At 47.4% G+C, this 25,857-nt stretch carries 19 protein-coding genes and 1 pseudogene; 12 read left to right on the top strand and 8 right to left on the bottom strand.

Going from position 1 to position 25,857, the window contains the following annotated elements; all coding sequences use genetic code 11:
- Position 1: 1 nt before the first annotated feature.
- The 6 genes from GOB58_RS09980 to GOB58_RS09955 form a co-directional block, all read right to left on the bottom strand.
- Positions 2-1,189: an efflux RND transporter periplasmic adaptor subunit gene (locus GOB58_RS09980; protein WP_242005302.1), complete on the bottom strand. Its 1,188-nt coding sequence runs from the start codon at positions 1,187-1,189 to the stop codon at positions 2-4.
- Positions 1,186-2,322 carry a TolC family protein gene (locus GOB58_RS09975; protein ID WP_233133389.1) on the bottom strand — a complete coding sequence of 379 codons (1,137 nt, stop codon included), beginning with the start codon at positions 2,320-2,322 and terminating at the stop codon, positions 1,186-1,188. The genes GOB58_RS09980 and GOB58_RS09975 overlap by 4 nt, the downstream gene beginning before the upstream one ends.
- A gap of 291 nt (positions 2,323-2,613) precedes the next feature.
- Entirely contained in the window at positions 2,614-3,936 is a 1,323-nt protein-coding gene (locus tag GOB58_RS09970) for an MFS transporter (protein ID WP_173560097.1), read from the bottom strand.
- 35 nt (positions 3,937-3,971) lie between these two features.
- Positions 3,972-4,889, bottom strand: coding sequence for an N-carbamoyl-D-amino-acid hydrolase (locus GOB58_RS09965; RefSeq protein WP_173560096.1), 918 nt, complete (start codon positions 4,887-4,889; stop codon positions 3,972-3,974).
- A 30-nt stretch (positions 4,890-4,919) separates the two neighbouring features.
- Entirely contained in the window at positions 4,920-6,140 is a 1,221-nt protein-coding gene (locus GOB58_RS09960; protein WP_173560095.1) for a Zn-dependent hydrolase, read from the bottom strand.
- On the bottom strand, positions 6,133-7,335 hold the full coding sequence (locus GOB58_RS09955; protein ID WP_173560094.1) for a diaminopropionate ammonia-lyase: 1,203 nt from the start codon (positions 7,333-7,335) through the stop codon (positions 6,133-6,135). The genes GOB58_RS09960 and GOB58_RS09955 overlap by 8 nt, the downstream gene beginning before the upstream one ends.
- 140 nt (positions 7,336-7,475) lie before the next feature.
- On the opposite strand from GOB58_RS09955, the gene GOB58_RS09950 reads away from it, so the two are divergent.
- Positions 7,476-8,336: a MurR/RpiR family transcriptional regulator gene (locus tag GOB58_RS09950; RefSeq protein WP_173560093.1), complete on the top strand. Its 861-nt coding sequence runs from the start codon at positions 7,476-7,478 to the stop codon at positions 8,334-8,336.
- A gap of 78 nt (positions 8,337-8,414) precedes the next feature.
- Positions 8,415-10,835: a TonB-dependent receptor gene (locus tag GOB58_RS09945; RefSeq protein ID WP_173560092.1), complete on the top strand. Its 2,421-nt coding sequence runs from the start codon at positions 8,415-8,417 to the stop codon at positions 10,833-10,835.
- A gap of 181 nt (positions 10,836-11,016) precedes the next feature.
- On the opposite strand, the gene GOB58_RS09940 is transcribed toward GOB58_RS09945, so the two are convergent.
- Positions 11,017-12,690: a porin gene (locus GOB58_RS09940; protein WP_173560091.1), complete on the bottom strand. Its 1,674-nt coding sequence runs from the start codon at positions 12,688-12,690 to the stop codon at positions 11,017-11,019.
- Positions 12,691-13,314: 624 nt separating this feature from the next.
- Here GOB58_RS09940 and GOB58_RS09935 point away from each other — a divergent pair.
- From GOB58_RS09935 to GOB58_RS09890, 10 genes and pseudogenes are all read left to right on the top strand, one after another.
- On the top strand, positions 13,315-13,590 hold the full coding sequence (locus tag GOB58_RS09935; protein ID WP_173560090.1) for a hypothetical protein: 276 nt from the start codon (positions 13,315-13,317) through the stop codon (positions 13,588-13,590).
- A 212-nt stretch (positions 13,591-13,802) separates the two neighbouring features.
- Positions 13,803-15,593, top strand: a complete 1,791-nt coding sequence (locus GOB58_RS09930) for a Hint domain-containing protein (protein WP_173560089.1) — start codon at positions 13,803-13,805, stop codon at positions 15,591-15,593.
- Positions 15,594-16,077: 484 nt separating this feature from the next.
- The gene (locus GOB58_RS09925) at positions 16,078-16,575 is read left to right on the top strand and encodes an RNA polymerase sigma factor (protein WP_173560088.1); all 498 of its coding nucleotides are present in this window, start codon (positions 16,078-16,080) and stop codon (positions 16,573-16,575) included.
- A gap of 81 nt (positions 16,576-16,656) precedes the next feature.
- Positions 16,657-17,610 carry a FecR family protein gene (locus GOB58_RS09920; protein ID WP_173560087.1) on the top strand — a complete coding sequence of 318 codons (954 nt, stop codon included), beginning with the start codon at positions 16,657-16,659 and terminating at the stop codon, positions 17,608-17,610.
- Between the two features lie 171 nt (positions 17,611-17,781).
- Complete coding sequence (locus GOB58_RS09915; RefSeq protein WP_173560086.1) at positions 17,782-20,283, top strand: TonB-dependent receptor; 2,502 nt, start codon at positions 17,782-17,784, stop codon at positions 20,281-20,283.
- The gene (locus tag GOB58_RS09910; protein ID WP_086634998.1) at positions 20,283-20,567 is read left to right on the top strand and encodes a hypothetical protein; all 285 of its coding nucleotides are present in this window, start codon (positions 20,283-20,285) and stop codon (positions 20,565-20,567) included. The genes GOB58_RS09915 and GOB58_RS09910 overlap by 1 nt, the downstream gene beginning before the upstream one ends.
- Position 20,568: 1 nt before the next feature.
- Positions 20,569-22,113 (top strand): PepSY-associated TM helix domain-containing protein, encoded by a 1,545-nt coding sequence (locus GOB58_RS09905; protein ID WP_173560085.1) that lies wholly within the window; start codon positions 20,569-20,571, stop codon positions 22,111-22,113.
- Positions 22,114-22,495: 382 nt separating this feature from the next.
- Positions 22,496-23,215: pseudogene (exbB, locus tag GOB58_RS09900) on the top strand (tonB-system energizer ExbB).
- 5 nt (positions 23,216-23,220) lie between these two features.
- Positions 23,221-23,676: a TonB system transport protein ExbD gene (gene exbD, locus GOB58_RS09895; RefSeq protein ID WP_173560084.1), complete on the top strand. Its 456-nt coding sequence runs from the start codon at positions 23,221-23,223 to the stop codon at positions 23,674-23,676.
- Positions 23,676-24,551 carry an energy transducer TonB gene (locus GOB58_RS09890; protein ID WP_173560126.1) on the top strand — a complete coding sequence of 292 codons (876 nt, stop codon included), beginning with the start codon at positions 23,676-23,678 and terminating at the stop codon, positions 24,549-24,551. Before exbD ends, GOB58_RS09890 begins: the two co-directional genes overlap by 1 nt.
- A 28-nt stretch (positions 24,552-24,579) precedes the next feature.
- Here the strand turns inward: GOB58_RS09890 and GOB58_RS09885 are convergent, their stop codons facing one another.
- Positions 24,580-25,770, bottom strand: coding sequence for a hypothetical protein (locus tag GOB58_RS09885; RefSeq protein WP_086554839.1), 1,191 nt, complete (start codon positions 25,768-25,770; stop codon positions 24,580-24,582).
- Positions 25,771-25,857 lie beyond the last annotated feature (87 nt).

The raw sequence follows: 25,857 nt of genomic DNA, 5'->3' as shown, positions 1-25,857 counted from the left end.
ATTACTCTCCGTCGCCTGTATCAGACATCAGCATGACTGCTTTAAGAGCAAACGCGCCGTGAGTGACTATTTTCTCTCCGTCAGAAAGGCCGGAGACAATGACTTTCTGACCGTTACCTGATGCGCCGACCTGAACCGCCCGCGGGCTGAAATGATCAGCACCGGCTGGTATAAAGACGACGCTGGCCCCGTTAATATCCTGCACAGCATTTTCGGGCACAATGACCCCGGTTGTTGTTTTTCTGAGCGGTAAATATGTGTTGAGAAACATGCCCGGGCGCAGATGTCCGTCAGGGTTTGGTATACGACTGATAACCCTGACAAGACCTGTGGCCGGGTCTGCTATGTCACCTGCTGAGGTTATTTTTGAAGGCAGTAAAGTTGTTCCTGTTTCTGATGGCAGCTCGGTTGTTTGTATGCCATTTTCAGACACTCTTGCGGCATCATGCGGGAGGATGTCTGAGACGATCCAGACTGAGGACATGTCGGTCAGAGTGACCAGCATTGTTGCAGGAGAAATATCATCAGCCGCTCCGACAGAAACGGACTGTACTTCTGCCGCAGCGGGTGAAATAATCTGCGAAATTTCCGGTTCTTTTTGTTTGTTCGTCTCTGTGACTGAATTATAGTCTTCTTCAAGCTGATGATTGAGAGCTTCTACATCAGCCTGTCTGGCTGTTACGTCGTCTTTTGCGGCTTTAAGCGTGGCAAAACGTCGTGTTGTTTCCCCCACAGTGACCGTAGCGCCTTCAAGCTTTTTACCTCTGCTATAGGCAGCAGCGGCATTCTGATACGCTGCCTGAGCTGTTGTCAGGGCAGCCTGTGCCTTGATGATTTCAAGATGGAGTAAATGCAGAGAATGGTCCTGATATGTTAGCAGAACCTCTCCTTTCTTTACATGCTGACCCGGAACAACCAGAACGTCGAGTACTTTGCCTGAGCCGGCAGGATGAATGCGCACAACACGACCTGCTTCTGCCGTGACGGTGCCCATGGCCTCAAGCGTATTGTTCAGAGTGCCGGTTTGTACAGCAGAAATGACCAGGTTTGCGTTGCGCTGTGCCCCGGCACTCATGGTAATTACGGTATCTGAAGCCGCTGCATATGCTGAACAGAGGCCTGTATTCAGAGCAATAAGCAACAGAAGAAAGCGCTTCATCCGGTTCATGTGCCTGTGCTGAGCTTTCATTCAAATTCTCCGGCTGCAATTATGGCTCTGATGATTGCGGCATGCCAGGAAACTTCCGCCTGGTTGCGCATTTGTAGTGCGGAGTATGCGGCAGTCTTTGCCCGTAAGAGCTCAATGAGGGAAACTTCGCCAGCCTGCCAGGCACGGGTCATGTCATTAGCCCGTTTATTCATGTTCTCAGAAGCCAGTAATGTATTTTTAAATGTGTTTTCGGTTGACCTCAGATGTGAGAAAACCTGTGTCAGCTCCTGTCTGACGCGACGGTGTATCTGCTCTTCCTGATTAATTGCAGTGGCGACTTTATTCCTGGCTTCAGTTTCAATTGGTACATTTCTGACTGTGCTGGGTAAGGGGATGGAGAGAGTTACACCTACCCGGTTATCCCACGGGCTGCCGTATTGTTTTTCGTGAATAGCACCTATGCCGACTTCGGGGTTAGGCATAAACGAGGCACGTGCCAGGCGCATGCCGGCATTGGCGGTTCTTACATTTTGTTCAGCTGTTTTTACCCGGGGGTCCATTTTTTCCAGAAGGCTCAGGGGGAGTGCCCGCGCATGAGCGACTGATATTTCATCGTAAGAAAGAAGGTCTGGAACACCAGGGCGCCCGAGTATAATCTCCAGAGCTGATGTCGCATTTTCGACCTGCTCGGTGGCCAGAGAGCATTCGCTTTGGGCATTGGCAACTTCAGCTATGACGGCCTGCTGGTCTGAGCTGGTCATTTCGCCTGCCTGCACACCACGACTGACTGAGAGCTGAAGCTTTTCAAGAGAAGACTGTAATGTTCTGGCAATAGCGAGGTGTCGTTTTGCGCTGATTACAGCCGCAGTACTATCGAGCACTTTAATAGCGACAGCCATACGTGCGACTTTTAGCCGTTCTTTTACAGTTAAAGCTTCTGCATTTGCAGTTTTAACTGTAGCCGTACCCTGGCCTGGCAGCCATAAGGGCACAGATATGCCACCCTGATAGGTGGTATATCCTTCATTGCTGCCTATAGCATGATCGTCAAAATACTGACCTGATATGGTTGGTCCGCCAGAAAACCACGAACCCGCAGCATGAGCACGCGCTGTAGCAGAATGATAATTAGTATTTAATTCATTATGATCGGGATCACTTTGCCAGGCCATCTGAACAGCCTGGGGAAATGTTATCTCCTGTGCCCGGGCCACTGAAAATATGACAGGAAGCAGGAGAAGGGTGAGTATAACACGAGGTAACTGTCCTGTCCTTTTTTTCGCTGCTTTCCGATAACAACCAGGCATGAGTTTAAACCGTGATCAATTTTCGCTGAATTATGTAACCTTTCGGTGGTTATATCAGTGAAAGCTGACAGTTTCCTGAACGAGTGTCAGATATCGGGCACTATATCGATGAGGCTGTCTGTCAGGGCCGTGTGATCAGACCGTATGTCGGGCTCTTCAGGTGTTTTTTGTATTCTCTATGTTGCCTGCATAAAGAAGCAGGGCCCCAAGGCACATCAGAACGCCTGTCTGCATAAGACCATAATAGATGCTCCCGGTCAGATGTTCTGTCAGTGAGATAAGATAAGGGCTGAGAAAACCACCCATAAGCCCCATCATATTGATGATGGCATAGCCTGTGGCAGCGCCTTTTCCTTTTAGAATATCGGAGGGAATAGCGAGAAAAACAGTATAGGCAGCATAAAGTGTAATAGTTGAAAGAGTAATCAGACTGATAGCAAAGATCGTGTTGGTACTGCCCGCAAACCCGAAGGCCAGAAAAGTAAGAGAGGAGAGGGTTAACGGGTATAAAACACAGGGTATTCTCCGCCTGCATTTATCTGCTCTGGCAGACCAGAACAACATAAACGGTACTGCAAAAATATAAGGGATAGCCGAAAGAAGGCCGATAGTGAGGTTAGCAGAAACACCTGTTTGCCTGATAATATGAGGCAGCCAGAAGCCGATTGTGTATATGCCTGAAATGACAGATAAAAAAGACAGGCCGAGGAACCAGACACGACGGTCAGTCAGAACATCCTTAAAGCCATTATGACTGATATAATGGTTACCTGATGCATGCCGGGTAAGGTATTGTTTTTCATTATTTGTGAGCCACTTTGCCTCCTGTGGGCTTTCAGGCAGTGTCATGTAAATAATTACAGCCAGGGCAATGGAAGGAAGACCTTCAAGGAAGAACATCCATCTCCAGCCATCAATGCCGCCGGCGTAGTCCATTTTGTCCAGAATAAAACCTGAGAGAGGGCCGGCAATAATACCTGCGAACGGCCCCATACTCTGCTCAAGGGAGACAACTCTGGCCATACGTTTTTCAGGGTACCATAAAGAAAAGTAAAACAGGCAGGCTGGTGCAAAGCCAGCTTCAAATACACCCAGGAGAAACCGTAAAACGGAAAACTCAAAAGCAGTATGTACAAAACACATACTGGCTGAGGTCAGCCCCCATAAAAACGTAATACGAGCAAAGGTTCTTCTCGCCCCTGTACGTTCCATTAACCATATGGCGGGGATTTCAAATAACACATACCCTGCAAAAAAAATGCCGGCGATAAATCCATAATCCTGCAAAGAGAGGTGAATTCGCTCTGAAATCTGGTGTTGTGCATAGCCAATATTCAGCCTGTCCAGGCTGTCCATCAGATATGTCAGAGCCATAAGCAGCAGCACGCGTAACCCCACCCGGCGATACAGCCCTGTAGTTTCATGTTCAGATAAAAGTGTCTGCGGTGTGGAACGCTCAAAAGAGGGTGAGGTATTCACGGTCCTGAAGCTCCATACAGGGTGTTTTTAACAGTTCAGCTTGTCCGGGAAAGAAGAGGATACATTTCTGGTCTTCTGTGATGTTTGAAATTAAAAACATTTTCACGAATTTCTTTGACACGATCAATATCGCATAGTGCCAGAATGACTTCGTCATCAGTTGAGCTGGCCTGAGCTGCAATTTCTCCTGTAGGAGCAATAATACAGGTTTGCCCAAGAAGCTGGCAGCCTTCTTCCAGGCCCGCTTTGGCAACTCCGATAACCCACAGACCATTTTGGTATGCACCAGCCTGCATACATAAATGGTTATGAAAAGACTGAAGGTGGTCATGTGAAGGCATAGGGGCATAATGCATAGGTGTATTATAGCCAATAAGGGCAATTTCTGCACCACGCAGCGCCATTTCACGGTAGGTTTCGGGCCAGCGGCGGTCATTACAGATGGCCAGCGAGAACTCCGCATCAAAAAGTCTTGCCGTAGAAAAGGGCTCTGTACCTGGTTTGAAATAGAATTTCTCCAGATGCTGGAAAGGTCTCCAGCTTTCATACTGACTATGACCTGGAATATGAATTTTTCTGTAACGCAGAATGATGTTACTATTTTTATCAACCAGTACTGATGTGTTGAAGTGATGAACTCCACCAGCCTGTTCTGTTTTTTCGGCAAAACCAAAAGAGAAAGTTATGCCAAGTTCACGTGCACGGGTGAATAGAGGGGCCGTATCGGCTCCGGGCATTTCTGTTTCAAAAAAAGAATCTATTTCTGAAGTATCTTTGATATACCAGCGTGGGAAAAATGTAGTCAGAGCCAGTTCCGGATAGACAACCAGCTGAGCACCACATCGGGCAGCTTTCTCCATAAGTGCGATCATACGCTGTACTATTTTCCGGCGGCTGTCTGCGCGCTGGTTTGGCCCCATCTGGGCAGCAGCAATAACAATTTCTCTGCTCATAATTATTTATGGCTCCTTATCGCGACAATATTATAACGCATCGGAAAGAATGGCTTCAGCTAAAACCTGTGTGCCACGGCACAGGTCGTCGGGGTATGTCAGCTCTGCTATGTTGTGGCTTAATCCGTTTACACTTGGTACGAAGATCATGGCTGCAGGGGCGATGCGGGCTATCATTTGTGCATCATGCCCCGCACCTGAACACAGGCGCCTTGCTGTAAAGCCGTTATTGTGGGCAATTTTTTCAATCTGGCTAATGAGTTTTCCGTTAAACGAAACAGGATCAAAGCGTGCCAGAGTTTCCTTTTTAACTGAAATATTAAAAGCTTTTTCAGTGTCGCTGATCAGCTCTGTAAGTATTTTTTCAGCAGTTTTAAGGGCTTGTTCATCGGGGTTTCTGAGGTCAATAGTCAGAGTAGTGATGTGAGGAACAACATTGATAAGGTCAGGCAGTACCTGAAAAGACCCGCAGGTGATAAGTTGTTCGGGTATATCCTTTAAGGCAGTGTGCAGACGGGTAATAAGAGACATAGCCGCGAGGCCTGAATCGGCCCGGCTGTGCATGGGGGTGGTGCCCGCATGTGATGAACGACCACGGAAGGTGAGGCGGCTCCATGAAATACCCTGAACCCCGGTTACAACCCCGATATCAGTATTCTCATTTTCGAGAACAGGGCCCTGCTCAATATGGAGTTCATAGTAACTGATAATATGGTCAGGGCCATGACCCGCGCCGGCATAGCCTGTCCGGTCAAGTTCATCACCCAGTGTTATACCGGATTTATCTGCTGTTGCCCGGGCGGTTTCTACAGACATTCCTCCCGCGAACACGAGGCTGCCCAGCATGTCTGGCTGAAAACGAGCCCCTTCTTCATTGGTAAAAGAGGCAACAGTTATGCTGTGTTCTGTTTCTATACAGGCATCGTTTAATGCGGCAATAACCTCAAGGCCGGCAAGCACGCCGTAAGTGCCATCATACAGCCCCCCCGTCAGAACTGTATCAATGTGTGACCCGGTCATAACTGTTGAGGATAAACGCCCGGCGCGCGTGCCGAAGATATTACCAATGTTATCAATGCTTACCCTCAGACCAAGAGCTTTCATCCGACTTACCAGTTCGTCGCGGCCGAGCCTGTCGCTGTCTGTCAGGGCCAGACGTGCAACACCACCGCCCGACAGTGCGCCAATCTGCCCGAATGAGCTGATGTCTGACAGGAATCTTTTATGGTTTATCTGTATTTTTTTATCCATGATCTGCACCGGAGATAATATGACGGTATAAGTCAGGGTCGGTATCGCCTTCGGTGCCGATCAGTAAAACGCGTGAATCCGGACCCAGAGTCAGCGCCTGTCGCAGTTTTTCAGCCGCCTCGCTCTGTTCCGCCATAATGGTAAGAAGAGTGGCAAAGCCTGCAACGCCACTTTCACCGACTGTTATCGGAGCATCACCGTTATAGCCGCGGGCAAGGCCGCGCATGGCTTCTTTTACGCTTTCATCTGTAATAGCAACAAAGGCAGATGAACCGGCGAGAAGTTCTGGTAGCGCAATGCCAGAGGGCTCACCACAGGCGAGACCAGCCATAATTGTGTCCAGCTCTCCGGTTACGCTTTCGTAGTGCCCGGCCCTTGCACTTTTAAGAATACAGGCTGCTTCTGAGGGTTCTGTGATAATGACATGCGGTGCCTCTGCCCCGTAATAGTCAGCCAGATAGCTGAGTATGGCTGCGGCAAAACCGCCTACACCGGCCTGCAAAAACACATGAGTGGGACGTATGCCGTTAAGCTGTTCAATGGTTTCTGCTGCTATGACGCCATAACCCTGCATAATCCAGCCGGGAATTTCGGTGTATCCCTCATATGAGGTATCAGAAACAACCGTCCAGCCGTTTTGTTCTGCCTGTTGTCCGGCATAACGTACGGCGTCATCATAATTACCTTTTGTACGAATAACTTCAGCGCCGAAGGCCGCAATAGCTTTGCCTCGGTTTTCAGAAACTGTTTCATGAATATAAATAACGCTGCGGCAGCCAAGTTTTTGTGCCCCCCAGGCAACAGATCGGCCATGGTTGCCATCTGTGGCACAGCAAACAACGATCTGCTCTGTAATATTTTTATATTTTCCTTCCAGAATGTCACTGACCGGGGGGAAAGTCCCTGTTTTGCTGGCAATAGCCTGCATGAGCACACGGCATACGGCATAAGCGCCCCCCAGAGCTTTAAAGCTGTTCAGGCCGAATCGCTCTGCTTCCTGTTTGTAATAAACTTCAGCTACGCCAATGTGTTTTGCTGCACCGCTGAGGTTAAGCAATGAGGTAAATTTATAGCCTGGCCACGCAGATATAATGTTCAGGCTCTCGGCCACAGCCTGAGTACCTGCCGGAAACAGGGGCGCAATATCTGTGTGGTCTGCCCTGCCGGGGGAAGAAATATAATAATCTGCAATCATGCTACAGCATTCCCAATGACCGTTAACTGGCTTTATCTGATACCAAAGGAGAAAGCCGCGTCAATAAAAATATGAAATATATTTTTCATATTGAAATCGAAACGGCATTTGTGTTTCATAAGGGAGTCGGAGTGAATCGCATGACAAAACAAACAGACCTGGAAAACCGCATTATCCGCGTTCAGCATGAACTGAGTGCCGGCGAACGTCGTCTGGCAGCAGTGATTGTTGAGCTGGAGGGTAATATATCTGGCTTTACCGGGGGAGAGTTGTCTGAGATGGCAGGTGTTTCCCCTTCAACCGCCGCACGCTTTTTCAGGCGGCTTGGTTATGTCAGTTATCAGGAGGCACGAACCGAAGCACGTGACAGTGCAGTAAAAGGATCACCGCTTGATGTTTACAGGGAAAAAAACAGAAAAGAGGGTCATAGCTCCGACTTTCTGGCATATATAGAGCAGGAAAAGAAAAATCTGACACTGACCTATACGGAAATATCCGAAGAGATGCTTAAAAAATCTTCTGATATTATAAAAAATGCCGGAAAAGTTTATATTATTGGTTTTAGAAACTCATACGCTATTGCGTTATATTTGCGTAATCAGCTTGCTATACTTCGTCAGAATATACGTCTTATTCCAGCGCCTGGGGAAGATGTGGCAACTGATCTGACTGATCAGCAACCAGATGATGTTCTTTTAGTTGTTGGTCTTCGTCGTCGAACGGTCACACTCAGTAAAATAATCAGCCATTTTCATAAAAATGGTGGAAAAATTGTCATGCTGACAGACCCCTCGGCTTCCTCATGGCAGGAAGAGCGTGTTGTTACGCTACGCTGCATTACTGAAAGCCCCGGTGTTTTTGACAGTTATGCCACACCGATGTGCGTCCTTAACTATTTGTTATCTTTGCTCCAGAAATCTTACAGCTCTCATGTCGAGAAAAGATTTTCGGAGGTTGAAAGCATACGAAATGAAATCTACGGAACTGGCAGCCTTCTGTAACTGAAGGAGCGTTTCGTGGCCCTCATAACATCGCACGGATAACCGCCTGGTCCGTTACTATGAAAGGTCACCCCGATCTTGTCGTTTCGAAATATTATGACGGCAATTGCTGTTTTTTCTCCATCGGTCAGCAGTGCGGCACTTTCTGCCACGTTGTCTCATCATAGCAGTCACGCTCATCACTACCCCGGAGCAGGAAGGCCCGGTACGAGGTCAGGTTCTTCTGTGCGTATAGCATCAGCACCTGCCAGACCACGGACAATCAGGGCTTCGGGGCAGGAGGAGGTAAGTGTTCATGCTCATACCCGTACATTTGAGTTTAACAGGGAGCAGCATGAGCCCGGGTCGACTACGTTTTTGAGTGCACAGACGCTTCAGGAGCGTCATGTTACCAATGTTCTCGATTTGCAGCAGCTTGTTCCTAACCTGACAATTCAGTCAGAAGGGGGCTCAAGTGCGCCTTCTTTTTATCTGCGCGGTATCGGGATGCAGGATTATACGCAAAATAATATGCCATCTGTCATGACATATTTTGACGGTGTTGCGTATCCTGTTGCTTCTATGAGTTCTGGCATGATGTTTGATGTCAGCAGTGTTGCGGTTCAGGCAGGGCCGGTTGGCTTTACTCATGGTCTGGCTGATACGGGAGGGGAGGTCAGAATTGAGAGTAATGCACCGACAAAAACATTTCACTATGGTGTAAATGAGGATCTGGCGTCATATTATCGTAGCAAAACAACGGCTTATATCTCAGGTCTTATAACATCTAACCTGCAGTACCGCATTGCCGGACAGACATTACAGGGCGGGGCATTTCGTTTTAATCGTGATACAGGACAAAAAATAGGCAACGCGAATGTCGGTGCTTTGCGTGGTCGTCTGGCATGGCAGCCTGATGCAAAAACAAATATTGATCTGATTGGTTCATGGAGCATGGACCGGTCTGATGCTACGGCTTCGACCCTGCTGGAGGATCTCAGTAACCCGGCTCATGCCGGGCGCGACAGTAATATTTATGCAACGTCATGGAGCCTGAATCCTAAATTTGCAAACCTGGTAGGCATTTCTCCAAAGAGTATTCCATCATTTAATAATGTAACATGGAATATTGCTCTTAAAGGAAACAGAGATTTCGGTTTTGCACATCTTAAAACTTTATCGTCTTTTAGCCAGCAACAGCGCCATGAATATGTAGACCGTGATGCCCTCGAATACAGGTCAGGTGATACGTATTTTGCAGGTAATACTAACGTATTTGCACAACAGGTTATTCTTGAAGGTAAGCCGCTGCTGAAAGGACGTTTTCACTGGCTGGCTGGCCTGTATTATAACCGTGTACGTTCATTTGGTGCTAACTGGTTTGATATGACAGATTATACCGGTTATTTCAGAGAAACATCGCATAATCAGCCACAGCAGAACTTTAGTCAGTTTGCAACGCTGGCTTATGACATTACAAAAAAACTTAATCTTCAGTTATCACTGGAGCACCAGTCAGATGACCGTCAGCTTGTCGGGGATACTATTAATCAGTACTATTTTCAGAACACTGCTGCTCAGCTGAAACAGTGTGGCGGGTATGTTAACTGCACAACATCACGTTCTTATGCCAGGCATGGTTCTTTAACGAATCAGTTTTCAGGTAAGGTGAGCCTTTCGTATCAGTTTAACCGTAATATTCTGGTTTATGCGTCTGTGGCCCGTGGTGTTAAACCCGGTGGCTTTGCTACTAATACGACAGTTTCTGAAGTGCAGGTTGAACCTTTTAAGCCTGAATGGGTTATGACATACGAAGCCGGTGCAAAAACTGAATTTTTTGACCACAAACTTCGTATTAATGGCACATTGTTTTATAACCAGTATCATGACAAGCAGATGCTTGGCAGTATTGTTATTCCTGGTGTGCCAACTGCGGCAACGCAGGAGGGTATTCCAGGGATGTACAGCATGTATGTGAACGTCCCTCATTCAAAAACATGGGGGACAGAAATCAATATTGCAGCACATCCGATCCGGGGGTTATCGTTCTCTCAGAATATAGGGTATCTGCGTGGCACTTATACTGATTATCAGCAGGTAGACCAGCAGGCTGTTGCGGCACACTATGCTTCAACCGGACGTTATGCCTCTTATGTTACCAGCTTTAACGGGTCTGATATGGGAATGCCCAAACTGACTCTGAGCGGTTCTGCATCTTACGATACATTACCTTTATGGCGGCATTATAAGCTGAACTTTGAGGTAAATTACAGCTACCGTACTCAGCAAAACAGTCTGCAGCCTCGTGGTTCAGGCCTGTATGTTGTTCCTTCCTATTTCCTGCTTGGGGCAAGTGTTACGTTCAGGCCACTGAATAATCGCTGGTTTGTTACAGCCTATGCTTCGAACCTGACAGGAAGGCGCTACCTTACCGTTGTTTCCACAATTGCGACTACTTCTCTTACGGCTGTTTCGGGGGACCCGCGCTTTGTGGGGGGCAGATTTGGTTTTGATTTTTAACAGTTTGAACGTGAAAAAACTGAAGCTATCCGGATCAAAATTTTATTAGATAACTATAAAGTAACAGCTGGATAATTTTTGTTGTGGTTCATTACTTCCGTTCTGTTTCTGAAGCAGAGCGGAAGGGCAGGGAAGAGGTGCGCTGCGTAAGCCTTAACGCAACGCAATAGAATAAATTTTCTCAGAATAGCAGGATGACACCACCGGATGCGGAGTTGTCACTTTCTTTGTTCGGGCCATGCGCAGCTGACTCTGTATGGGTATATTCTGCCACAAGGTTCAACCAGTCAGTCAGACTATAGAAGGCAGCGCCAACTTCAGACTGATTGCGACGGACAAGAAGCGGGCTGTTTTCACCCGGTGCCTGATAGAGGTTACTTACGCCATAACTGCCTACGAGCTTAAATTTTTTGGTAAAGTTATACATCGCCTGTACATAATAGCCCTCTGAGGCACGCTTGCGGCCATTATCAGCGATGCCATCAAAGAACAGGGCCGTGGTGCCCAGTCCGCTGCCACGATAGTAGTAAGCGACACCCTGAAAACCTTTATACGTGATTTTGGTGCCAATTTCTCCGGCTTCAACCATAGCGCTGCGGTGACTGCCTGCCTCCAGGTCCGGGCTGGTGAGCGCCTGCTGGCGCTGAAGCAGGAAGCTGGCCCAGATTCTTGTCTGGACCCCGCCAATGGTGAAATCATATGTGCCTTTACCCTGCACCATCGGTGAGGAATGCTGAGTAGACGAGGCGGAGAGGGCGCGACCAGAGGCATCATCTCCGGCATAATTGAATTCATCCAGTGGCTGGAAGACACCGAGTGATCCCTGCAGACCATGATATTTTGGCGAGGTATAAGAAATTTGCGGGATCCAGTCTGCATAGACATAGCCCACGCCAATGCGCCCCAGGGATGTGTTGCCCGGTGCGGAATTGCTGCCTGTGGAGCCAACGCTGAGCAGAGTGGCATCGTTCAGAATGGCGTCACTGCCGAAAAGGGCAAGATCGCGCCCGAACTTAAACGTTCCGATCTCTTTTGTTCCGACGGTCACGTAAACCTGACGCATATCGATGCCAGCAGTGCCCAGACCGACCGGGCTGCCGCCTGTATTGGCGTTGAATGCCCCGTTTTTAGCATTGTCCACACCCGGATACATACCGAGAACAGCAGACATATCAATGCCAGACTGTGTAGTGCTGAGTTTGAGGATAAAGCCTGCCGGGAGCAGGCCGTTGCGCACTGAAGAGGAATCAAAACCACTGGAGCCGGTTGATACCCCGCCAGCAACCGGTTTGCCCCCTGCCGGGCTGTTATATGTGTAAAATCCGTTTACAAATCCGGAAAAATTAATATCGATTGGACCAGCCTTGAAGGTCAGACCTTTTCCCGGAACATATTTATCAACACGGACAATACTGTTGCTGTTCAGAGCATCTTTCGTTGAGAGCATAGCCTCCTGCGCAGAGCGGGCGCTGGCTTCTGCTCTGCTGGCGGCCATTTCTGCCCGCTCAGATGCTTCATCGGGCGTGCCCGGGTCAAAGCGAATTCCAGCTTCGTAGCCTGAGTTTACAGTGCGTGCGGTATGCACAGAGTGCCGTTCGGCGGTTGTAGCACTGGCAATGCGCACAGGCCGTTGCACAGCACGTGCAGGAGCAGCATGTGAAGCAGAGGCTGTACGGCTGAGATGTTTAGCCAGAAGCGTGTCATGTTCGTGCTTAGTCAGACTACCTTTAAGCTGAAGGATATCCAGCAGATCGCTGTAGTCATCGGCCAGAGCACAGGGCGCAGTTATAAATGGCGTACAGGCAACCGATGTTGCAATAACAGGTAAAAGAAGTGCCCGTTTTTTCAAGGCCATAAAAGTCTGCTCCCTCACGTCGTTTATCATCTCTGAAAGGTTGCTGTTCTTTCAGTCAATCCCTGCACCCGATGATATTCTGGTGTGTTGCCGGGGCAGAATTTATCTGAGGGAAGTGGAGTGCGAGGACGTATTCGCGGGACTGCGAAGAAGTGCAGCTTTGAGACTTATAGAGAATATTGATATGGTTCTGCCTCATCGGGGTTTTATGATTTTTTAATAATTATTTTTATTTATCAGTTGGTTATGTAAGTTTTTTTCGAAACAAAAAATGGTTGAAAACCGGAATAAAGTCAGTGAAAGATGTTTTTTTCACTTAGTTCTGGTGGGAAATAGCTATGCCTGCAGAAGAGCTATCTATCCAAAAAACGTCGAAAAACGCTGTTTGTATAATGAAAAATCTTTAGAGGATGTCGGGAAAAATCACGCATTTGTTATGGCTTCAGAATGAGAGGCGACAACATAATTACATTATTTTAATGAAAATCAGGATATTTTTTGAATCACCTGTTTCGCTTATATGATCATAGCTCGTCAAATATTGAATAATATTAATAAAAAATAAATATATTTATTCAGCATCATATTGTTTGTTTTTAAAAAACATATAAGCGGATATATTCGATGGCAATACAATACTCTCCTCCGGCTGGCGCCAGCATTGTAAATGGCGGTAACTGGGTTGCTATAAAAGATGCTGATGGTTCTACATATTATGAATCAGCAAACGGAACAGGAAGTAATGCCACTCCGATAGCAGGAGCAAGTAAATATACCGGTCCTATTATTATATCTCGTGGCAATCTGACGATTGATAGCGGAGCAGTTGCTTCCGGAGTTTATGTTTCTGGAATCAAGAGTATCTATATATTATCCGGATATTATCCGGAGGAATTTTAGAAAATTCCACTAATGTTAATGGCTATACTTATATAAGTAATGGTGGTCTTTCTTCTGATAATATTCTTGTCTCTGATAATGGTGTCGTATCTTCCGGAGGAACTTCAGTTAATGATCTCATTATTTCAGGATTATCAGGTGATGGAGGGGGAGATACTTTCAGGGTAAATAGTGGAGGATCTGTCGATGGAGCTACAATTTCGGGGACAAATATGATCCTTCTTGTCAGTCAGGGAGGATATATTGCCGGAAATACACTTGTTGATTCGGGAGGAATACTAAGAGCACAGACGGGTTCAGTTATAAATTCTCCGGTCGATGTTCAGAGTGGAGGCACTCTGAGTGCGATTTCTCCTCTCACGACTATTGGTACAGGATCCGGAGCAAGTACATATGCAGCACCAGATAGTGCCAGTGTGGTAAAGGGTGGCAACTGGGTTGCTATAAAAGATGCTGATGGTTCTACATATTATGAATCGGCTACAGGGGGTGGAAGTAATGCTACTCCGCTGGCAGGAGCAATTAAATATACCGGTCCTATTATTATATCAGGCGGCAATTTAACTGTAGATAGTGGAGCAGTTGCTTCCGGAGCTTATCTTTCAGGTAGTGTTCCCAGGGTTTATATACAATCCGGTGGCACTTTTGAAAAATCCATCAACGTCAATGGTTATACCTTTGTTAGTAGTGGCGGGCTTTCTTCTGATAATATTCTTGTCTCTGACCGTGGTGTCGTATCCTCAGGGGGAACTTCCGTTCATGATTCTATTATCGCAGGAATATCAGGTGATGGAGGAGTTGATACTTTCACGGTAAGTGGCGGTGGCACACTTGTCAGCGCTTATGTTGGGTCTGGTAATACGTTAAATATTTTATCAGGTGGACAAGCTATTTCATCTACCATTGTTGCCGGTGCAAATTATTATGTCGTGGGTGGAGTATCTGACGGCAATGATTCCTGTTTTCTGGCCGGTAGTTTAATTAAAACTCCGGATGGTCTTGCAGAGGTTGAAGATCTTCGTATTGGTGATGAAATTATTACTTATGTTGACGGTGTTGAAACAATACGTCATGTGACCTGGGTTGGTCGCTCACAGTGTAATGTTCGTCGTCATCTTCTGCCCGATCAGGCAGGTTACCCTGTTCGTATTCTCAAAAATGCAATTTCTGATAACGTACCGTTTAAAGATATGCTCATTACAGCCGAGCACTGTCTGTTTTTTAATGGCAGATTTATTCCTGCTCGTATGCTGGTGAATAATCGTTCAGTTTTCTACGATATGTCGATTACATCCTATGACTATTATCATATCGAAACTGCGGATCATTCAGTTATTATGGCTGATGGGGTGCTGACTGAAAGCTACCTGGATACCGGAAACCGTTACTTTTTTAACCGGCAGGAGAGTGTGGTCTCTATCCGGGGTTCTCATAATCTGGCCTGGGAAACTGACGCTGCGGCTCCGTTAGCGGTTTCACGTGACGAAGTCGAGCCGATTTTTCGTTTGATTGAGGTGCGTTCCATCAGAAATGCTTCTCCGTTGCAGACAAAGAAGGTCGGGTATCTGACATACGAACGTAATCTCCATCTGGTTACGGACGCGGGGCGTGCAATATATCAGGTTCGGGAGCATAATGGTTATGTCATGTTTATGATTCCTTCTGATATTAAAGAGGTCCGGATTGTCTCAAACGCCAGCCGTCCGTGTGATGTTGCTGGTCCTTTCATTGATGACCGCAGAACGCTTGGCGTTCTGATCGGCGAGATCATATTTATTGAGGGAGAGAAAACGACAACACTCACCTCTCACCTGAAAGAAACTACTCTGACAGGCTGGAGTAATGTTGAAGATGGCAATGTTCGCTGGACATCTGGCAATGCGTTGTTGCCTCTGCCATCACGCCCGGGGCTTGCTATCACGCTTATGGCTATACGGATTCACGCGGGCGGTCCTTATCTCCTGCCAGATGACAGATCTGAGTGTTTGTCTCTTTCATGCTGATCAGGGGAAGGCATTAGTACCACGGTATGTTATCCGTTAGTTATCTATGATAATGCAGACGAGTTATACAGCTGTAGCGCGGCATAAGTAATATTTTTTATTTGCTTTAGTGTGTTGTTTCTGAGGTCAGGTTAAGGGATAGAGAAATTTATCCCTTATTTCATATGCAGAAAATTTGATCATTTTTAAACTCTGAGAAGCATAATAAAAATGGCCCGCCTGGTTTAAGCCCCCTATGCTGCAAGTAAACTGAGTTCCGATTTTCTTGCAGCCTTTCAGTTAGCCGTAATGATTATTCTGCTTACCTGACGACGCGCCGTGATAATATTAACAGGTCATGAGCCTAAAAGCCGGGCTGTGCCTGTAAGATAAATTAAAGGGTTTTTTCCGAGCTGAGAACATATTTTTAGCCTCACAATTGCGAATGATTATCATTTATGTTATTACCGCGCCCGTTATGACATAAGACGGGTATCTGCAAAAAGTGGACAGGTTACGTATTAGCAGGCTGTTTATAAGCCATCGGCACGAGCTGGCTGACTATGTGGGCAGACAGCTCAATGACCGGGACCTGGCCGCTGATTTTGTACAACAAACCTTTATTCGCTTTATAGAACACGGTGACTCTCTTCCCGCTGAATCCTGTCGGGCTTTTCTCTACAGCACATTACGCAACCTTATTATCGATCATGTACGTTCTGTGCGCCGCCGACAGACAGTTTGCATGCCAGCCGAAGAGCTTGCTCACATTGCTGAAGACCAGCCAGCAGCTGATGATATTGCTGCGGCAAGAGAAAGAATTCGACAAATTGCTGCATTACTTGATGAGCTACCTCCGGTTACCAGAAAAATTTTTGTACTGAATCGGGTGGGTGGTTTAAAATATCGTGCTGTAGCAACACAGCTTAATGTTTCTGAAAGCACTGTGCAAAAACACCTCTCAACCGCTCTCCGGCATCTGCTGTTACGTTTGCCACGTTAATTTGTATGATTTGTTTTACTCTTTTATCTGATCTGCAACGTCTTATCTGTAGTGGCTTCATGACGAACAAAAGGCCGGTTTATGACTGACGCTGCGGATAATCAGCAAATCAGAATTGATACTGAAGCGGCAGAGTGGGTTATTCGCCAGGGCGGAGATAAATTTACTTCTCAGGACCAACAGTCTTTCAAAGCCTGGATGGCAGCGTCTCCACTGCATCAGCAAGCGTTTCAGCGTGCCTCAGCTTTATGGTCAGGGTTTGATGCCGGCGGGCGGAAAAAACAGGTTAAAGCCCGCCGTGTAGCAGGGTATGTTGCAACAACAGGCCTTGCAGGGCTTGGTATATTCGCACTCAGCTTTCACCTGGGCTGGTTTGAGCCCTCCTCCTGGCTGGCTGATTATACCACCGGATCTGGACAGATCCGCACTATTCACCTGACAGACGGCAGCATTGCAGAGCTGGATAGCCGTGCAGCCCTTAACATTCGTTATACCGATGGTGAGCGCCGCGTTGTTCTGGTCAAAGGCGAAGCTTATTTCACTGTAGCACCTGTAGCCGGGGAAGAACGAAGACCTTTCATTGTAGAAGCCGCCTCTGGCACATCAACGGCCCTGGGTACACAGTTTATGGTTGCGCGTGACGGGGATGATGTTGATACGACCGTTACTGAGCATAAAGTGCGCGTCACTGTAAACAAACAGAGTGGCCTGACACAGTCTCTGATCGTTGCGGAGGGGCAGGGGGTGCATTATGGCCCAGGCGGGCTGACTGACACATACAATGCAGAGCTATCAAAGCTGACAGCCTGGCGTCATGGTCAGGTCGTTTTTGATAATGAACCATTAGTCAATGTTATTAACCGGCTAAATCATTACAGCCATGGGCGCATTATGGTGTTTAAACCAGGCGTTATGCAGCGCCGTGTCAGTGGTGTTTTTGCCTGCGCTGATGTCGATAATGCATTAATCACAATTAGTCAGGAACTACACCTGAAAGTTGTTTCAGTCGGGCGTCTGGTTACACTTCTTTATTAAAAGAAGTCAGTTTCCAGGGCGTGAGCGCTATTATTTAACTAGCTGTAAATAAAGAGTAAAAATAAAAATATAAAAAATCTTACTGTGTCTGTGCAGCTCAGACGTCTTACTCCATACAATAATGCAAATCATTTGCAACTGTGACGAAGCGTCTTATGGAGTAAGAAGAAAATGAGCTTTGAAAAGACGCGCATACCGACCGCGTGTGGCAAAAATTACAGAGCAGTTGTTTATACGCTCATGTCGGGCACAGTGCTGTCTTTTTCCTGGGCTATTGGTTCAGCTTCTCAAACCTGTGCACAAAGCGCTCCTCTTCAGGGTGCTGCGGCACAACATGCCATAATAATTAATATCCCGGCAGGCCCGCTCAATGAGTCTCTGCTTGCTCTGAGCCGTAAGGCTAGTCTGCAAATTTTCTATGATATGCAAAAGGTTAAAAACTTAAAGGCCGAGGCCGTGTCGGGCACTATGACCCCTGACGAAGCCATGTCGCGTATTCTGGCAGGCAGCGGATATACATTTTCCCGTACAGGTAACCATATTTCTATTTTAAAGCAGTCATCAGGTATCATGCTGGGGCCTGTCCGCGTAGGCGGTATCTCTCGTGTCGCCGTCCCCTCAACAGCGATGATTGGTAACCTTCCTCCTGTCCTTCCTGGTGGAGAAATTGCCCGCGGTGGCCAGCTGGGTATGCTTGGTAATCGTGATGTTATGGACACCCCGTTTAACTCGACCAGCTATACAGCAGAATTTATTGAAAAACGACAAATCAGAAGCGTACGTGATGCACTGAAAGATGACCCTTCCGTTCGGGCTATTTTCTCAACTGGCACAGCCGGCGTTGAACGCATACAGATCCGTGGGTTTACGCTTGATGATGTCGATATGTCTTATGGTGGGCTGTATGGCCTGATGCCATTTAGTGGCATTACTTCTGAACTGGCTGAGCGTATCGAAGTTCTGCGCGGCCCTGCAGCTTTGCTTAATGGTATGTCACCGGGTGGTGCTGTGGGCGGTGTTGTCAACATTGTGCCAAAACGGGCTCATGACAAACCAATGACCAGAATTGAGGCTGATTATACTTCTAATGCACAATTTGGTGGTCATGCCGACCTTGGCAGGCGTTTTGGTAAAAAAAAGCAGCTTGGTGTGCGTCTTAATGGCATGATCCGCTCCGGGCCGACTTCTGTTCCGTATAATTCACAAAAAACAGCTTTAGTGGCTACGGGCGTTGATCTGCGCCTGCACCGTGTTCGTCTCTCAGCTGATTTTGGGTATCAGCACCGCGAAATTGATGGTGTTCTGCCATATTATTCTTTGGGGAAAGGTGTCTCTGTTCCCGATGCCGGAAAGGTTAAAAGAAACTTTCACCTCCCCTGGAGTTATTTCTCAGGCAATGACTATTTCGGTGTTTTTCGTGGTGAAGTCGATATTTTTCGAAATATAACTGCCTATGGAAGTGTTGGCGTTCATGATTATGAATACAGAGGAGCCTATTCTCAGCAGATTGTTGTGAACGATGCTCATGGCAATGGTAAAGGGGCCGTTCCGGTTGGTATTGTACAAAGTGGTCGTTACCTGACTGCTGACCTCGGTGCGCGCGGACAGGTAAAAAGTGGCCCTGTAACACAGGATCTCGCTTTTTCAGCAAATCGCCTCGATCTTACTATGGGGCGTATTTTTGGATCAAACAGCGATATTTCAGCATATGACGTTAATATTTATGGAGGAAAAAATAAATTCCTTCTGAACCGTGATGTCTCTGTTCCCAAAAGCTCTCCCAAAAGTGGCACATCTACTTTATCAAGTCTTGCTTTTGTCGACACACTCTCTGCGCTCAGTAAGCGTATTCAGGTGACAGCGGGTTTGCGGGTGCAGCGAGTTCAAAGTGCGAGCTTTAACACAACAACAGGTGTGGCAACCAGCCGTTATGACAGAACGGCCATCAGCCCTTCTGTTCTGGCAGTGTTTAAACCTATGAAAAATCTTTCCATTTACGGAAACTGGATTCAGGGTCTTCAGCAAGGCTCTGTTGTGGGAACAAATTATGCAAATGCCGGTGAAATTTTTGCACCCTATAGATCCACACAATATGAAGTTGGTGCAAAATATGACCTTAAAAGATTTATTGTCAGCGCCGATGTTTTTCAGATAACTCAGCCCAGCACTGTCTATGACCTTAAAACTAACATTATGTCTGTTAACGGCAAACAGCGTAACCGCGGCCTGGAGCTTAATATTGCAGGGGAGATCCTGCATGGCCTGAGAGCAACAGGTGGTGTGATGCTGCTCAACCCCATTCTTACCAAAACACAAGGTGGTACTTATGATGGTATGCGTGCATCAAATACTGCCACAGTTAATTTCAATATGGGATTTGACTACGATATTCCCTTTGTCAAAGGAGCGGCCGTTACATCTGATATTATGTATACGAGTTCAGAGTATATTGAAAATGCAACATCGAATCGCCGGCGCATACCCGGCTGGGTCAGGCTTGATTTAGGTGCTCGTTATGCCATGAAAAATCCGGCTGTGAGAGATGGAAAACTCACCTTTGCCCTCAATGTCGATAATGTCACAAATGCCAGATACTGGAACGCCAGTGGTGCCAACTACCTCTCACTCAGCATTCCTAGAACTTTCCGTTTTGCTGTTACGGCGGACTTCTGATGAAACATCCCGGCATAGTTATTGCTGGCAGAACGACCCTCGCTTTGTTCGGGGGCTATTTTGCAGCCTCATCAGTCTTTGTTTTTTCTGACCGGTTTTTGATAAGCCTTGGTCTGCCACGGGCTGAGGCCGTTTCATTTGGCATGATGTGTGTTTTTATTACATATCTTTTCTTTATATTATGGGTTTTTGCAGTCCGTAATCTGTGGTTGCCATTTTTTGTTTTTTTCGTGCTGATTAACACAGCTCACCGCCTGTCTTTACATCATGGGCATGGAGGCTGAGATGGAACCGGATTTTCGTCGCTCCATGCAATGGCTGCACACCTGGACCGGCGTGGTGCTCGGCAGCATTTTGTTTGCTGTATTCTGGATGGGAACACTTTCAGTTTTTGACCGCGAAATTGATCTCTGGATGAAACCAGAAACCCGCCTGCCTCTGACTTCACACCCTCTTTCTTTTGACAGTGTTCGCGCTTCGCTTAATGACGCCATTGCCAGTAAAGCAAATTTTTGGAACGCGGTCATGCCAGACGATCGCCAGCCCTATATCGAAACACACTACCGGGCAGGTAAAAAAATGGTCAGCCAGGTTATTAACCCCGATACAGGACAAATATTACCACAAACAGGCACGCTGGGGGCAACTGGTTTCTTTTTTCCCTTTCACTACACGCTCGAACTTCAGTTTATGCATCTGGGGGAGTGGCTTGTGGGGCTTGCTTCTGTGGCTATGCTGGTGCTCTGCATGACCGGGGTTATTATCCACCGTAAAATATTTGCAGAATTCTTTACGTTTCGCCCTCAGAAGAGACCAGGCCGCTTACTGCTCGACCTGCATAACCTGACAGGTGTTCTGGGGTTGCCATTTCATATTATTCTGACGTTCTCAGGGCTGCTTATTCTGGGCTCCACCTTTTTTCCGGCGGGGATTGAGGCTGTATATAAAAACCCGCGTGATTATTTTTACGATGCCAATGGCCTCTCCTTCTTTCCGGTAAAACCGGGTAAGCCCGGGGTTCCTGTTGTCTCGCTCGATATGGCTGCAGCTCAGGCCTCTGCCCTGTGGGGTAAAGCAGACCCACATATGGTGCTGGTCGTTAATCCGGGTCAGACAACAGGGCGTATTGCTTTTTTTCACAGTACCGAAAAACAGGTTACATCTGACCGCGATGTTATTGCCTTTGATGCGACAACCGGTCAGCTTGTTTCCCATGCACCCCTTCCTGGCCCGGCGCTTAAAACTCAGCGTTTTTTAAGCGGGCTTCACCTCATACAGTTTCACCACTGGGGCTTACGATGGTTGTACTTTATATCTGGCTCAGGCAGTTGTGTTCTCATCGCAACCGGCTTTCTGTTCTGGATGGAGGTCCGTCAAAAAAAACAGAGTGCTTCTCCCGGCTTTCGCCTGGTTAAAGGCATAACGTTAGGGTCTGTTGCCGGAATTATAATTTCTACACTTGCTTTTTTTATAATAAACCGAATTCTTCCCGCTGATGCGCAATATTATGGTCTGACACGGTCAGCACTTGAAGTCAGAGGGTTTTATCTCGTCTGGCTTATAACCTTTCTTCAGGGGTGGTTATGGCCAAAACGTGCATGGATGCTTCAGGTCAGTGCAATTTCAGTTCTGGCCTTATGTGCGGTGCTGCTTAACTGGTTTACTACCAGAGACCATCTGCTGCATACGCTCTCGCACCGTTATCTCTGGCCAGTAGCAGGAATGGATAGCATGCTGCTGTTCACTTCATTTATGGCTTTTTTTGCTGCACGCAGATTATCCCGCCGGGTGCGAAATGAAATACACTCCAAACCATTGGTGGCAGTCTGATGATGTCATGTATTTTGTATATAATACTGGCAGTTTTACTGTTTTTTGCCTGTGCATTATCGGCACTGACACAGCTTTCACACCGCCGTACAACCGACGTGAAAGAGCTGGCACCACAGCGCATTTTACACGTCAGAATACTCTCGGTTTGCATTGTGGTTTTTACACTAACAGCATTTATATGCCGTGAGGGCGGCGGGTTCGGATTTTTGCTCTGGGCCCGGGATTCTTTCTGTTTCAGCCTGTTGTGTTGCTCTTGTTTTAGGATGGTGGCCGCGCCTGCTCGTGCCGCTGGCTCGCCTGATGTCACATTCTCTTTTTCCTCTCATGCCATTGGCTGGTCCTGGAAAATCTCCTGACTAACCAAAACCGGAGTTTTATTATGCCTGTTTCTTTTTCGCCGTGGGACATGTTTCTCAACGCCGGGCCTGTTGTCCGCAGCGTTATCATGTTGCTGACACTGGCCTCATTGCTGACATGGATCACCTTTCTGGCGAAATCAGCCGAGCTTTTTAATGTCAGACGAAAACTGCACCATGCGGAAAAAACTCTTGAAGGTGCGCATACACTTGATATGGGCGAAGACTATGTACGCAATACCGGGTTACCTTATACTCTGGTCATGGCGGCAAGAACCGAACGTGAACGCTCTCAGGATATTCCCTGTGACAGTGAGGGGCTGAAAGAATGAATTGTTCTTCACCTTGAACGTCTTGAAGCCGCAGAAGGCCGCCGCCTGATGCGCGGCACGGGTTTGCTTGCTACCATTGGCGCAAGCTCACCTTTTATCGGTTTGTTTGGCACTGTGTGGGGTATTATGACGTCTTTCACTGGCATTGCAGCCAGTAAAGCAACCAGCCTTGCTGTTGTTGCTCCTGGTATTGCCGAGGCACTTCTGGCGACGGCACTTGGGCTTGTGGCAGCTATTCCTGCTGTTATTATTTACAATTATCTGGCGCGTCAGACAGCCTCATGCCGGGCACAGGTAGCGGACATTACAGCCCTGGTTATGCGTCTGGTATCGCGTGATCAGGGGCGGGCACAGGCTTTGCGCAACAATGATAAAGTACTATCATTTGGCACACGTATAGCCGGAGAATAATCATAATGATCCGTATACGTCATACAGATGAGAACCCGCATGAAGTGAATGAGATCAACGTCACGCCTTTTATTGATGTGATGCTCGTTTTGCTGGTTATTTTTATGGTTACAGCCCCGCTGACAACGGTCGATATTCCTGTTGATCTGCCCTCTTCCTCTGAGGCACCAACATCCCGCCCTGAAGAGCCGGTATTTCTGACAATTCAGGCGGATCATTCTCTGGCTCTGGGCGAGAAAAGCATAACCTCTGAAACTCTTTCGAGTGAAATATCAGCTGTTACAAAAGGAAATAAAGATCAGAGAGTCTTTTTGCGGGCTGACAAAGCGGTAGATTATGGCACCCTCATGAGTGTTATGGATAAACTACGTGCTGCTGGTTATCTTAAAGTTGCCCTGGTTAACCTGCAGGGTCAGGAACAGGGGAGCGAGGCCAGCACCTCAACAGGTATTACGCCGTGATGATAAAAAAAGAAGGCCACAGCTGTCAGTCAGCTGCGATCCGAGCGGTAACACAGTCTGCGTTACCTTCTTTTGAAGATGTTCAGCGTAATCAGCGTTTGCGCACACAGCGCTACGATGCACTGCGCTGGGGGACATCCTGCCTGATTGTTTTTACCCTGACAGGGTTAGCTGGCCGGTGGGCACTACATTTGCCCCCGATAAAGATCTCTGTACCTGAGGCACCGCCACCAGCTATTGCGATTGACCTGGCGCCTGAGCCTGTATCTGTTATCGCACCCCCAACGGATGTTCCGCCCGGCCCGCAGCAGACACTCACCTCAGCTGAACCGGTTCCTGAAGAAAAACCTGATATTTCGGCACCGCCTTCTCCCGCAGTGTCTCCGCCAGTTTTGTTGCCCAAGCCTGGTAAAGTAAAAAAGAATATTAAAAAACACGAGGTCGCACCAAAAATTAAACACCCTGCACCTGAAAAGCCTGATCAGGCAGAGGTTACTACTGCTCCTCCGGCAACGCAGGCACCTGAAGCACAGGCCATGGCCGCCCCAACACCTGGTGTGTCATCCTCTCATGCAGCTCATGATCCTGTAAAATGGCAAAACGCTTTGCTGGCTCAGCTTGAAAAATTTAAACGCTACCCGTCTGAAGCCATGCTTGACCATCAGGAAGGCGTGCCGACCGTCACTTTTTCAATGGACCGTAAAGGACACATTCTGACAGTTGCTCTGGCCAGTAGTTCAGGCAATTCATTACTTGATCAGGAGGCCCTGGCTTTGCCAAAACGCGCGCAACCTCTTCCTGTTCCGCCCGACAGTATTGAGGGCGACATTGTAACACTAACGGTGCCGGTTGAGTTTTACATTCATGAAGACTGAGACTTTAGCCTGGTCTTTTTATAAGATCTTAGCTGTTACCCTGCGTCATACTGTATAGATTTGTTCCATAATCTACTTTATCAGCAACGGAAGAGGCTGTGTTAAGAGCATCAGAACCAGCATTTTTCAGCGTGTCTGTAATCGAGGCACTTTCTTTGGTTGCAGCGCTTGCAGCAGTTTCACCAATTTCTGCTGCCCCTTCAGCAGCATCAATTTCAGCACCTGCCCCGGGTACAACAATCAGTGCAGCGTCACTGAGGGTTCCCTCAACCATTTCGCCCATATCTTCAAACCCCTGTTTGATGTGCCCCTTAGCAAACTGGTCAACCATACCAACGCCATTAGTTACAGGGGAGACAATTGAAGACATAAAGCTTGCCATGCCGTTTTCTATTTTGTTCCATGCTTTTGATCCTCTGGTGCTACCCCGGTCGATGGTCCCTTCACCAAATTCTGCCTGAAACATAGCGGCATCCTGCCTGGAAACTTTTCCTTTGCCTAATACTCCTATCTGGCTACCAAGCATTGCGGCATCGGCATCAGAGAATGTGCTGCCGGTCTGAGCTGATTCTTCTCCCGCAATTTCAAGATCTTCAGCCATAGCATTTCCATTTTTTGCTTTGGCATCTTTAGAAAATTGCTGAGCAAGATAAGGGTCGGTTTCTTTGAGGTCAGACATAGCCTGTTGTGTACCCTGGCTCAGGGCGGTGCTTCCGGCATCAAGAACAGTGTCTTTTGCTACGCCGTCAGAGGTTTTTTCTTTAATACCTTTGATTAACTGAGCGAGAGGGGAAGACGCTTCGAGAAATTTCAGAATATCGTGTCCGGCACGTGTCTGGCCGCCTTTAATATAATTTCCGCCTAAAATTTCTTTAGCTTCTGCCCTGATATGCTTGTTAATTCGTCCCCCGCCATTTTTATTGGCAAGTGACTGCGCACCAGAGACAGCATCAATGGCCTGACTTTTGGTCAGATCACCTTCCTGATAGGCCTCAAGCTCATCTTTCGCCAGGTTATTCCCGTTTCCTGACTCTCCTGCTGTCATAATTTTTGCAAATAATGCAGGATCATTTTGTTCAACGGTGTCCATGCCTTTTTCAAGGTCAGTATTATAAGCCGTGTTTTTACCAGACTTACTGCTGCCACTTTTCTCCAGAGCACTTGTCGCTTCCTGGGTGCCAATGTCAGTTGAACTGGTTGCCACAGATCCAAGCAGCATGAGGGGTACTCCTGGTAAGAAAAATGCAGAGAATAATAGTATGCGTAACCTGAAACCCTGACGTTAACCTGACTGATGAAAGTAAGG

This window comes from Acetobacter thailandicus, from assembly GCF_011516655.1.
GTDB lineage: Bacteria > Pseudomonadota > Alphaproteobacteria > Acetobacterales > Acetobacteraceae > Acetobacter > Acetobacter thailandicus.
Note: the sequence above shows the minus strand (reverse complement) of the source record. Positions and strands in the feature narration are given on the sequence as shown.

What these genes read in the sequence shown, in the direction of transcription:
- GOB58_RS09980 (WP_242005302.1), bottom strand. Translation starts at nt 1,189, where the DNA reads ATGAAAGCTCAGCACAGGCACATGAACCGGATGAAGCGCTTTCTTCTG.
- GOB58_RS09975 (WP_233133389.1), bottom strand. Translation starts at nt 2,322, where the DNA reads ATGGCCTGGCAAAGTGATCCCGATCATAATGAATTAAATACTAATTAT.
- GOB58_RS09965 (WP_173560096.1), bottom strand. Translation starts at nt 4,889, where the DNA reads ATGAGCAGAGAAATTGTTATTGCTGCTGCCCAGATGGGGCCAAACCAG.
- GOB58_RS09960 (WP_173560095.1), bottom strand. Translation starts at nt 6,140, where the DNA reads ATGGATAAAAAAATACAGATAAACCATAAAAGATTCCTGTCAGACATC.
- GOB58_RS09955 (WP_173560094.1), bottom strand. Translation starts at nt 7,335, where the DNA reads ATGATTGCAGATTATTATATTTCTTCCCCCGGCAGGGCAGACCACACA.
- GOB58_RS09950 (WP_173560093.1), top strand. Translation starts at nt 7,476, where the DNA reads ATGACAAAACAAACAGACCTGGAAAACCGCATTATCCGCGTTCAGCAT.
- GOB58_RS09940 (WP_173560091.1), bottom strand. Translation starts at nt 12,690, where the DNA reads ATGGCCTTGAAAAAACGGGCACTTCTTTTACCTGTTATTGCAACATCG.
- GOB58_RS09935 (WP_173560090.1), top strand. Translation starts at nt 13,315, where the DNA reads ATGGCAATACAATACTCTCCTCCGGCTGGCGCCAGCATTGTAAATGGC.
- GOB58_RS09930 (WP_173560089.1), top strand. Translation starts at nt 13,803, where the DNA reads ATGATCCTTCTTGTCAGTCAGGGAGGATATATTGCCGGAAATACACTT.
- GOB58_RS09920 (WP_173560087.1), top strand. Translation starts at nt 16,657, where the DNA reads ATGACTGACGCTGCGGATAATCAGCAAATCAGAATTGATACTGAAGCG.
- GOB58_RS09915 (WP_173560086.1), top strand. Translation starts at nt 17,782, where the DNA reads ATGAGCTTTGAAAAGACGCGCATACCGACCGCGTGTGGCAAAAATTAC.
- GOB58_RS09910 (WP_086634998.1), top strand. Translation starts at nt 20,283, where the DNA reads ATGAAACATCCCGGCATAGTTATTGCTGGCAGAACGACCCTCGCTTTG.
- GOB58_RS09905 (WP_173560085.1), top strand. Translation starts at nt 20,569, where the DNA reads ATGGAACCGGATTTTCGTCGCTCCATGCAATGGCTGCACACCTGGACC.
- exbD (WP_173560084.1), top strand. Translation starts at nt 23,221, where the DNA reads ATGATCCGTATACGTCATACAGATGAGAACCCGCATGAAGTGAATGAG.
- GOB58_RS09890 (WP_173560126.1), top strand. Translation starts at nt 23,676, where the DNA reads ATGATAAAAAAAGAAGGCCACAGCTGTCAGTCAGCTGCGATCCGAGCG.
- GOB58_RS09885 (WP_086554839.1), bottom strand. Translation starts at nt 25,770, where the DNA reads ATGCTGCTTGGATCTGTGGCAACCAGTTCAACTGACATTGGCACCCAG.